Raw genomic sequence first — 11865 nt, 5'->3', positions numbered from 1 at the left:
TATGTCGATTACACCACAAGAAATAAGTGATAAAGCTTTCTCAAGAACATTCAGAGGCTACAATCAGGAAGAAGTTGACCTCTTTCTAGATAAGATTTACTTTGAATTAGAGGAGATGATTCGATACAAAGATGAAACTGAACTCTATATCAAAAAACTAGAAGAATGTCTTTCCTATTATACGAATGATATTCCTAAGAGAACAGTAACAAGCGAGCAAGAACCAGAAGCAATTAATGATTCTATTTTTTATTAAGTAAGTGAGGAAAAGTATGCCAATTACATCGTTAGAAATTAAAGATAAAACCTTTGGCACAAGATTTAGAGGTTTTGACCCAGAAGAAGTAGATGAATTTCTGGATATCGTTGTTCGTGATTATGAAGACTTGGTTCGTAGCAATCACGATAAAGAAACGCACATCAAAAATTTAGAAGAACGTTTGTCTTACTTTGATGAGATGAAGGATTCCTTGAGTCAGTCAGTTTTGATTGCTCAAGATACAGCTGAGCGTGTCAAACAAGCTGCTCAAGAACGTTCAAACAATATCATTCAACAAGCTGAACAAGATGCTCAGCGTTTGCTTGAAGAAGCGAAATACAAGGCAAATGAAATTCTCCGTCAGGCTACAGATAATGCGAAGAGAGTGGCTGTTGAGACAGAAGAGTTGAAGAACAAGAGCCGTGTATTCCATCAACGCCTCAAGTCTACGATTGAAAGTCAATTGGCTATTGTCGAGTCATCTGATTGGGAAGATATTCTTCGCCCAACAGCTACTTACCTTCAGACAAGTGATGAAGCCTTTAAAGAAGTGGTGGGTGAAGTTCTTGGTGAATCTGTATCTTTACAACCAGAAGAAGAGCCTATTGATATGACTCGCCAATTTACACCAGAAGAGGTTGCTGAATTGCAAGCTCGTATCGAGGCTGGTAACAAAGAATTAGCTGAGTTTGAAGCTCAACAAAATCAACAGACAGAAGAAAGTGACCAGCATGAAGAGTCAGTTGAAGTAGAAGCTACTGCGGCAACTGAGAACGATGCAAATAAAGAATCTGTTCTTATCCTATAAAAAATGTGAGAACAAGATCGAACCAACTATATTTTCAGCGAGCGGGAGATGGTGCGAGTCCTGCAATCCCTAGTGGTTAGATTATCCTCTCAACAGATCCAGTCCGAAAACAGTAAGACTGAACGTCTCCCACGTTACGGGAAAAGAGGAAAAGAGACGCTGTCTTTTTTCGAACAAAGGTGGTACCACGATTTTCGTCCTTTTTGCGAATCGTGGTTTTTATTTTGTCATTTTAAATTAAAGGAGTAACAATGAAACTTAAAGAAACCCTCAATCTAGGGAAAACAGACTTTCCTATGCGTGCTGGTCTTCCAACCAAAGAACCAGTTTGGCAAAAAGAATGGGAAGAAGCAAAACTTTACCAACGTCGTCAAGAATTGAACCAAGGAAAACCTCATTTCACCTTGCATGATGGACCTCCGTATGCAAACGGAAATATCCACGTTGGACATGCCATGAACAAGATTTCCAAAGATATTATTGTTCGTTCTAAGTCTATGTCAGGATTCTATGCACCTTACATTCCAGGTTGGGATACACATGGTCTGCCAATCGAGCAAGTCTTGGCAAAACAGGGCGTTAAACGCAAAGAAATGGACTTGGTTGAGTACTTGAAACTTTGCCGTGACTATGCTCTTTCTCAAGTAGATAAACAACGAGAAGACTTTAAACGATTGGGTGTTTCTGGTGACTGGGAAAATCCTTATGTGACTTTGACTCCGGACTATGAAGCGGCTCAGATCCGTGTCTTTGGTGAAATGGCTAAAAAAGGCTATATCTACCGTGGTGCCAAGCCAGTTTACTGGTCATGGTCTTCTGAGTCAGCCCTTGCGGAAGCGGAAATTGAATACCATGACTTGCTTTCAACTTCCCTTTACTATGCCAACCGCGTCAAAGACGGAAAAGGTGTCCTAGATACAGATACTTATATTGTCGTATGGACCACTACACCATTTACTATCACAGCATCTCGTGGTTTGACAGTTGGAGCGGATATTGATTACGTAGTCGTACAACCTGCTGGTGAGACTCGTAAGTTTGTAGTTGCTTCAGAATTGTTGAACAGTTTGTCTGAAAAATTTGGCTGGGCGGATGTGCAAGTCTTGGCAACCTACCGTGGTCAAGAATTGAATCACATCGTAACAGTCCACCCATGGGATACAGCTGTAGATGAGTTGGTAATCCTTGGTGACCACGTTACGACTGACTCTGGTACAGGTATCGTCCATACAGCCCCTGGTTTTGGTGAGGACGACTACAATGTCGGTGTTGCCAACGGCCTTGAAGTTGCTGTAACAGTTAACGAACGCGGTATTATGATGGAAAATTCTGGTCCTGAATTTGCGGGTCAGTTCTATGACAAGGTTGTGCCGACTGTTATCGAAAAACTGGGTGATTTACTCCTTGCTCAAGAAGAAATCTCCCACTCATATCCATTTGACTGGCGTACCAAGAAACCAATCATCTGGCGTGCTGTTCCACAGTGGTTTGCCTCTGTATCTAAATTCCGCCAAGAAATCTTGGATGAAATTGAAAAAGTGAAGTTCCACTCAGAATGGGGGAAAGTTCGTCTTTACAATATGATTCGTGACCGTGGTGACTGGGTTATCTCTCGTCAACGTGCTTGGGGTGTTCCGCTTCCAATCTTCTATGCTGAAGACGGAACACCAATCATGACAGCTGAGACTATTGAACATGTAGCTCAACTCTTTGAGGAACACGGTTCTATCATCTGGTGGGAACGTGATGCTAAGGACCTCTTGCCAGAAGGATTTACGCATCCAGGTTCACCAAATGGCGAGTTCAAGAAAGAAACAGATATCATGGACGTATGGTTTGACTCAGGTTCGTCATGGAATGGAGTAGTGGTCAACCGTCCAGAACTCAAATATCCAGCAGATCTTTACCTTGAAGGTTCTGACCAGTATCGTGGTTGGTTCAACTCATCACTTATCACATCTGTTGCTAACCATGGCGTTGCTCCTTACAAACAAATCTTGTCACAAGGATTTGCGCTTGATGGTAAAGGTGAGAAGATGTCTAAATCTCTTGGGAATACCATTGCTCCAAGTGATGTTGAAAAACAATTTGGTGCGGAAATCTTGCGTCTCTGGGTAACAAGTGTGGACTCAAGCAACGACGTGCGTATCTCTATGGATATCTTGAGCCAAGTCTCTGAAACTTACCGTAAGATCCGTAACACTCTTCGCTTCTTGATTGCTAACACTTCTGACTTTAACCCAGCTCAAGACGCAGTGGCTTACGATGAGCTTCGTTCCGTTGATAAGTACATGACCATCCGCTTTAACCAGCTTGTCAAGACCATTCGTGATGCTTATGCAAACTTTGAATTCTTGACAATTTACAAGGCCTTGGTGAACTTTATCAACGTTGACTTGTCAGCTTTCTACCTTGATTTTGCTAAAGACGTTGTCTACATCGAAGGTGCCAAATCACTCGAACGTCGTCAAATGCAGACAGTCTTCTATGACATTCTTGTCAAAATCACCAAACTCTTGACACCAATCCTTCCTCACACAGCAGAAGAAATCTGGTCATATCTTGAGTTTGAAGCTGAAGAATTTGTTCAATTGTCTGAATTACCAGAAGCTGAAACTTTTGCCAACCAAGAAGAAATCTTGGATACATGGTCAGCTTTCATGGACTTCCGTGGACAAGCTCAAAAAGCCTTGGAAGAAGCGCGTAATGCAAAAGTAATCGGTAAATCACTCGAAGCACACTTGACAGTTTATCCAAATGAAGTGGTGAAAACTCTTCTTGGAGCTGTGGACAGCAATGTAGCTCAACTTTTGATCGTGTCAGAATTGACCATCGCTGAAGGTACAGCTCCAGAAGGAGCAGTTAGCTTTGAGGATGTTGCCTTTACAGTTGAACGCGCTGCAGGTGAAGTATGTGACCGTTGCCGTCGTATCGATCCAACTACTGCTGAGCGTAGTTACTATGCCGTCATTTGTGACCACTGTGCAAGCATCGTAGAAGAAAACTTTGCGGATGCGGTTGCAGAAGGATTTGAAGCGAAATAATCAGATTAGAAATATGTCTTCTCATAGTTTAAGAAGAGAGGAAAGGTAAAAGAGAGAAAGTCATTTCTCTCTTTTTTTGCTGGAAAATGCTTAGGATAAAGATGTGGAAATTCAACATTTTTAGGGAGAGTTTTAAGTTGATTTTTTGAGATTTTTTAAAAAGAGGAGTCGTTTTTTGGTACTTTTAAAAGGCATGTGTTGCTTCTAAAAATCGCGACAAATAATTTGAATAATCAAGTGAAATCAGGTAGAATAGAAAGGATTGAATAACATATTGAAGAGGAAATTTTGAGAATGAAACATCAATTTTATGGAGAAAAACGACAGCGCTTTTCTTTCCGCAAGTTGTCCGTTGGGCTCGTTTCGGCGACTATTGGAAGCTTCCTTTTGAGTGGGCAAATAGCTGGGGACTTGACTTCTGTAAAGGCAGCAGAAATTCAAAGTCAGCAGTCTGCTCATGTCAAATACCACTACGTAGTGGAGTCTGAATTGACGGAGGCAGAGAAGAGTGCCTTGATCAGGGAGATTCCAAAGCATGTTGAGGATGCTTCAGAGACCTATTACTTAGTTTATCGTCCGACTACTCAAGGGGATTCATCTGGAGTATTGCCTAAGACAGGTCACTCTGGCCTTTGGGAATCAACTTTTACAGCGATGGGTCTTGCATTACTAGTGCTTGTAGTAGTTAGAGGCAGGAACGGGAAGAGGTATTTATCTTCTATCTTGTTGGTAACTGGAATGGGATCCATACTGCTATCTCCAACAGTCTTAGCAGTGACGAATATCGAACTTGCAGCATATAATCAAAGTCTTAACTTGGGTCTCGGAGAATCCCTTCCAGCACCATTGAAAATTGACGGTTACGTCTATATCGGTTACCTAAAGAATGAAGAACAAAATGATAGCCATTTAGCTCATTCTGCTCTGAAGGAAAATCCGACACTTGACTTGGAGAAAGAGAAGGGAAGTGAACTTAAACCGAGTGAAACAAATTTTGATATGAAAGAGATTGTTTCAGATAAGGGGGATGCTTTAACTGAGGAAGAAAGAGAAGCTATAGCTGCCAAGGAGAGAGAGTCTGCTCGTCTAAGCCCCGTTTATGACTTACCAGAACTAAAAATTAGTGAGCAAAAGTCAGTCCAAGAACTTCCTTATCAGACAAAATACCAATATACCGATGAATTGGCTCAAGGCCAATCAAAAGTCATACAATCAGGTATTCGAGGTCAACGTACAGTAGTGACTCGTTATTTTCGTAAGGATCAAGAAATCGTAAAAAGCGAAATGATTTCTGATCAAGTGACGCTTGAACCTGTTTCTGAAATTATTTTAGTTGGAACAGCTCCAACTAACTCGATACCAAAAGAAACTCCAGTTCACGAAGTTCCAGAACTGACGGAATACGGTACAAGTCCTGAAATAGCGCCAGTTCACGAAATTCCAGAATTGACGGAATATGGGACTAGTCCTGAGACGTCTCCAGTTCGTGAAGTTCCAGAATTGATAGAATATGGCACAACTCCAGAAATAGCGCCAGTTCACGAAGTTCCAGAATTGGCAGAGTATGGCACTAGTCCCGAGATATCTCCAGTTCAAGAGATTCCAGAATTGACGGAATATGGGACAAATCCTGATACATCTCCAGTTCACGAAGTTCCAGAACTGACGGAATACGGCACAAGTCCTGAAACATCTCCAGTTCATGAAGTTCCAGAATTGACGGAATATGGTACAACTCCTGAAACAGCGCCTGTTCACGAAGTTTCAGAATTGACAGAATATGGCACAAATTCTGAGACAGCCCCAGTTCAAGAGATTCCAGAATTGACGGAATATGGGACAACTCCAGAAACAGCGCCTGTTCACGAAGTTCCAGAATTGGCAGAATACGGAACCAGTCCCGAGACATCTCCAGTTCAAGAGATTCCAGAACTGACGGAATATGGGACAACTCCTGATACAGCTCCTATTCATGAGAATTCTGAGTTGGAATTGACTACAAATGATGAGGTTAGAATAGAAAAGATTGATTTTTCTATTGACGAGCAATATACAGATGAGATTCCAGAAGGAAGTCGTCAAATCACAACTCCAGGAGTCCAAGGCGAACGCACGATTAAGACTCGTGTCTACAGTTCCAACGGTCAAGAGGTTGACCGCCAAGAACTTTCGAATGAAGAAACCCTAGCTCCTGTAACGCAAATCGTCAAAGTCGGAACAGCTAAAACAAATATGGTACCAAGTGATGCACCTAAAGCAGATGATTTGCCAGAGTATCCGCTAACTTACACTGACGAAACGCGCGTTGAAAAAATCAACTTTAGCATTCGTGAAGAAGAAACCGATGAGCTTGTTCGAGATGCTCGTCAAATCACAACTCCAGGAGTCCAAGGTGAACGGACTATCAAGACTCGTGTCTACAGTTCCAATGATCAGGAAATTGACCGCCAAGAATTGTCTAATGAGGAAATCCTAGCTCCAGTAACGCAAATCGTCAAAGTCGGAACAGCTAAGCCAACTATGGTGCCAAATGAAGCGCCGAAAGCAGACGCTCTGCCAGAGTATCCACTGACATATACTGACGAAACTCGGGTTGAGAAAATCAACTTTAGCATTCGTGAAGAAGAAACGGATGAGCTTGTTCAAAATGCTCGTCAAATCGCGACTCCGGGAGTCCAAGGTGAACGAACCATCAAGACTCGAGTTTACAGTTCTAACGGTCAGGAAATTGACCGTCAAGAGTTGTCTAACGAGGAAACACTAGCTCCTGTAACACAAATCGTCAAAGTCGGCACAGCTAAACCAACCATGGTGCCAAATGATGCACCGAAAGCAGACGCTCTGCCAGAGTATCCGTTGACTTATACTGACGAAACGCGCGTTGAAAAAATCAACTTTAGCATTCGTGAAGAAGAAACCGATGAGCTTGTTCAAGATGCTCGTCAAATCACAACTCCGGGAGTTCAAGGCGAACGGACTATCAAGACTCGCGTCTACAGTTCCAATGGTCAGGAAATCGACCGCCAAGAGTTGTCTAATGAAGAAACCTTGGCTCCAGTAACGCAAATTGTCAAAGTCGGCACAGCTAAACCAACCATGGTGCCAAATGAAGCACCGAAAGCAGACGCTTTAGAGGAGTTCGATTTAATTTCACTGCATAATCTTTTGGCAGAAGCGGATCAGATTAAAGCTCAGGCCCGTTATTTCAACGATAGTCAGAGTCATCAAGCTAACTATGATGCTGCTTTGACGGCTGGTCAAGCGATTCTGAGCCAATCCCAAGCCAGCCAAGCAGAAGTCAACCAACTGGTGGAACAAATCAATCAAGCCAAGGCTCAATTAAGTGGTCTTGAAGTTGTTAAAACAGCTCTCCAGACTGAGTACGATTTAAATCCAACGGTTAAAACTTCTGTTAAATATAAGAATGCGGATTCAGAAAAGCAGACAGCTTATACTGACGAATTGACCAAGGCAGACAAAGTTTTGAACAATCAGACTGCTACACAAGTACAGGTCAACCAAGCTCTTGCTAGCCTGACAGCAGCCAAAGAAGCTCTAAATGGAGTGCCTAAAGTCAAGCCGACTGTTTCCATTCTAAGTCTGACTGAGAATGCTGATGATAAGTCGGTGACGGTCCAATATAGATTGGAAGACCAGACCCAGTCCTTCCGTTCAGCGACTGCAGAATTGTACCAGGGAGACCAGCTGATTCGCACTCTTCCAATTACCAACTTCGCTGGCAGCTTGAAAATTGGCGACCTAGACTACTACACAGGCTACACTCTAAAAACCAAGTTGACTTATGAACTGGATAATGGCAGCTTTACTGAGTTTGAAACAGACAGTCGTAACTTTGAGTTAGAATACAAGAAGATTGCCTTCCGTGATATTGATTCTGTTGAGTTTTATCATAAAGAAAACGACCAATACAAGCGCTTTGTATCGATGAGCTCTATGCCTACAGATCTGTCTACCTACTTCGTCAAGATCAAATCAAGTGAATCCAAGGAAATTCTCCTACCAGTTCACAGCATTTCTGAAGCAGAGAAAGATGGCAAGGCAGTCTATAAGGTTAATGTAACCCTTCCTGAACTCGTCCAAGAAAGTGAAACGGGCTATAAGTCTGGGCACGACTTCTACATCAGTAAGGCAGTCCCAAGCCAGCAAAATGTCTACACTAGCTTTGCTGGATTGGTAGAAGCTATGAAGCGAAATATGGCAGGAAATTATGTTCTGGGAGCTGATTTGGATGCGAGCGAGGTCAACCTAGCTCCTGCGGATTATGTCTATCTCAAAGGGAACTTCACCGGCAGTCTGACGGGCAGTCAAAATGGTAAGCAATACGCCATTTACAATCTAGCCAAGCCTCTATTTGAAAACCTCAAGAGTGGTTCTGTTATTTCCAATATCGACTTTAAAGATGTGAATATCGAGGGTACCTATGACTCGGCTGCACTGGCACGCAATGCGGAGAATGCGCGAATCACAGATGTTTCTGTTCAGGGGAGAGTATCGGTAGTAGGCAACGCCTCTAACGTAGCGGGTCTAGTAGTTAATGGAACCAATACGAAGATTACAAATAGTTCCTTTACGGGAACTATCCTATCTAACAGTCAACACATCAAAGCTTATAATGTAGGTGGTTTGGTTGCAAGCCTTAAAGGAGGAGAATCTCTTCTTAGCCAAAGTAAAGCAGATGTAACGATTATTAGTGGAGCTCGATCAAATGAACAACGTATCGGTGGTTTGGTTGGACGTCTAGAAAACAATGCTCGAATCACCAAATCTTATGTGACAGGAAAATTATATAATTCAACCACTAACGGTCAAATCGGTGGAGTGGTCGGCTCGAACTACTTCAATGGTTTAGTTGATAATGTTATCAGTAATGTTAGCGGTACAAATGTTTACAGTATTTCTGGGGATCAGGGCTACAAAAACGACCGCATTACGCAAGCATATAAAGTTGCCAAGAGTGAAACCTTGAAAAACGATCAGTTTGTTACTTCTACTATTACTCAAGAAGAAATGGAAGAAAAACTGACTGCTATGGACATCACGACTAGCCTAGATGACACGAATCTAAATATGCGTTTTGTCGACTATGGTGAGGTAAACAATGCTCAATTCGACCGTGGATATTCTTATGCAAATATGGAGAAACTGCTTCCTTTCTACAATAAAGAAACCATTGTTTCATTTGCGAACAAGATTCCGAAAGAGCATAAGTTGAATAAGGAGTACCTACTGGATGTTGTTCCGATGAAGGACCATCAAGTGGTGACAGATATCCATGGCAATAAAACAGCAATCAATCGTTTGATGCTTCACTACATGGACAATACCATTGACTATCTAGAAATATCTTATCAGGGAGATTTCGTCAACCAAGGTATTGCTGAGTATAGGATGAAGGGATTAGATCTTCTTTATACTCCAGAAGCCTTTGTATCAGATTATACTAGTATTCTAAATCAAGTGTTGCCAGAGCTGAACAAGGTCGTTCTTGATTCGCCAGCTATGCGTACAGCTCTCGGAGTAGCCGCAGATACTTCTTTGGATGAACTATACTTAGACACTGCATTTACGCAAGTGAAAAGTAAGCTATCAGGTGAGCTTCGCAAAGTGCTGGCTATGGATAAGGCTATCAATACTGAAGGTGAAGTAGTTAAGGATTATCTTATTAAGAAGATTCTTGCTGATAAAGAAGCTTTCCTATTAGGTTTGACTTACCTTAACCGTTGGTATAATATCAACTATGATAACTTTAATGTCAAAGACTTGTCGGCTTACAAGATGGATTTCTATGGTAAGAATGACGTTTCGGTTCTTGATACAATCATTGCTTTAGGGAAATCAGGACTTGAGAATCTCAAGGCTAAGAACAACTATACAGCGTATGATAATTCGCTCTCTGAAGCAACTGGCAAGCGAGGACTCTTCAATTACCTTGAAGGCTACCGTCAGCTCTTCCTACCATACAAGACCAATAATGAATGGCTCAAGACCAATACAAAAGCCTATATTGTTGAGGCTAAGTCCGATGTGCCAGAAGCGAGAAAGCTTCAGGACGCAGCCGAGGGCAAGAGCAAGTACTCTGTCGGTGTGTACGACAAGATTACTGCAGATAATTGGGAACACAAGGGCATGCTCCTGCCACTCTTGACCATGACGGAGAAGGGTGTCTATGCTATCTCTAATATGTCTACCCTCTCTATGGGAGCTTATGATCGCTATCGCCTGGATGCCAATAACAGAGTGCGCACAGACGCAGAACTAGCTGAATATGTCGAAGACCGAGTGAGAAAAACAGCTGAATACCAGCGCGACCACTATGATTTCTGGTACAAGATTCTCAGTCCAGAAAGCAAGGACAAGCTTTTCCGTTCTGTTCTGGTTTATGATGGATTCTCATTGGTTGACAAGAATGGTCAAAAATACTGGGCTCCAGCTAATGATAAAAAATCTCTAGCTATGCAGGAGTTCTTCGGACCTGCCGGCAAGTGGTATCCAAGCAAGGGTTATAATGCCTATGCTACGGGTAGTGTAACTCACTTTGATGCTGCTAAATTGTTGGAAGACTATGGTAACTCAGTCTACACGCATGAGATGACCCATAACTCTGACGGTGCAATTTACTTTGAAGGTTATGGTCGTCGTGAGGGCTTGGGTGCGGAACTCTATGCTCGTGGACTCTTGCAATCTTCGCCAAGCCCAGATGAACCAACCATTACGCTCAATACTCTCTTCAAGGTGGACAAGGATTCTAAGACACGTATGCATACCTATAATTTCAAGGAGCGTGTTCAAAATGAAGCAGACCTACAACACTATGTCCATGGTATGTTTGACATGATCTACACCCTGGACTATCTAGAAGGTACTTCTATGTTGAAGCAGAGCGATGCTGCCAAGTTACAGTGGTTCAGGAAGATGGAGAATTACTATATTACAGATAAGTATGGTAAGGAGACCCACGCAGGTAACCAGACGCGAAGCTTCACAGCTGAGGAAATCAAGCAGCTGAAGACCTTTGACTCTTTGATTGAAAATGATGTGATCACTCGTCGGGAGAATAAGGAAAGTGGGAAATATGGTCGAAATGGCTACCTCAGTCTCAGCCTCTTCTCACCAATTTACTCAGCCTTGAGCAATCCAAATGGAGCGCCAGGTGACGTCATGTTCCGTCGCACAGCCTATGAATTACTGGCAGCCAAGGGCTACCATGAAGGATTTGTCCCTTATGTTTCTGGTCAGTACTCTCAGGAAGCCTTCGATGAAGGGAAGAAAACGTGGGACGGATGGTCTGGAAGAGATGTTGGTCTCGTGACGGATCAGAAAGTCTTGGAAAATGTATTCAAAGGCGAATATGATTCCTGGGTAGCCTTCAAGAAAGCTATGTACCAAGAGCGAATTGATCAGCTGACCAAGCTGAAGCCAATTACCATTGAGTACGAGCTTAAAAATCCAAACAGTACCAAGAAAGTAACCATTCGCTCTTATGCAGAGATGCAGCAGTTGATGGATGCAGCAGTGGCAGAGGATGTACGCAACATTACCAATGCTACTAGCCGTGTCGAAGCTAGCTGGGTTAACCTGCTCAAGAAGAAGATTTACAACGCTTATCTTCGTGAGACAGACGACTTCAGACAGTCTATTTTCAAGAAATAAGGAAACGATTCTGTTTGATTAAAATTTGAAAAATTCCTAGGTTTAAGGCTACCTAGGAATTTTTCTGTGGTTTCTCCATGATC

At 42.5% G+C, this 11865-nt stretch carries 4 protein-coding genes; all 4 read left to right on the top strand.

All coding sequences use genetic code 11. The features are described 5' to 3' along the window. Position 1: 1 nt before the first annotated feature. The 4 genes from HMPREF8578_RS11395 (at position 2) to HMPREF8578_RS11380 (ending at position 11782) form a co-directional block, all read left to right on the top strand. Complete coding sequence (locus HMPREF8578_RS11395; RefSeq protein WP_000028987.1) at positions 2-256, top strand: DivIVA domain-containing protein; 255 nt, start codon at positions 2-4, stop codon at positions 254-256. A gap of 16 nt (positions 257-272) precedes the next feature. Then, on the top strand, positions 273-1067 hold the full coding sequence (locus HMPREF8578_RS11390; protein ID WP_001123183.1) for a DivIVA domain-containing protein: 795 nt from the start codon (positions 273-275) through the stop codon (positions 1065-1067). 251 nt (positions 1068-1318) lie between these two features. Next, entirely contained in the window at positions 1319-4111 is a 2793-nt protein-coding gene (gene ileS, locus HMPREF8578_RS11385; protein ID WP_000768139.1) for an isoleucine--tRNA ligase, read from the top strand. A 294-nt stretch (positions 4112-4405) separates the two neighbouring features. Beyond that, positions 4406-11782 carry an SIALI-17 repeat-containing surface protein gene (locus HMPREF8578_RS11380; RefSeq protein ID WP_000682658.1) on the top strand — a complete coding sequence of 2459 codons (7377 nt, stop codon included), beginning with the start codon at positions 4406-4408 and terminating at the stop codon, positions 11780-11782. Positions 11783-11865: the final 83 nt, after the last annotated feature.

The sequence above is a fragment of the Streptococcus oralis ATCC 49296 genome (assembly GCF_000185265.1).
Lineage (GTDB): Bacteria > Bacillota > Bacilli > Lactobacillales > Streptococcaceae > Streptococcus > Streptococcus oralis_BC.
Note: the sequence above shows the minus strand (reverse complement) of the source record. Positions and strands in the feature narration are given on the sequence as shown.

Coding starts and splice junctions, on each gene's coding strand:
- HMPREF8578_RS11395 (WP_000028987.1), top strand. CDS start 2: ATGTCGATTACACCACAAGAAATAAGTGATAAAGCTTTCTCAAGAACA.
- HMPREF8578_RS11390 (WP_001123183.1), top strand. CDS start 273: ATGCCAATTACATCGTTAGAAATTAAAGATAAAACCTTTGGCACAAGA.
- ileS (WP_000768139.1), top strand. CDS start 1,319: ATGAAACTTAAAGAAACCCTCAATCTAGGGAAAACAGACTTTCCTATG.
- HMPREF8578_RS11380 (WP_000682658.1), top strand. CDS start 4,406: ATGAAACATCAATTTTATGGAGAAAAACGACAGCGCTTTTCTTTCCGC.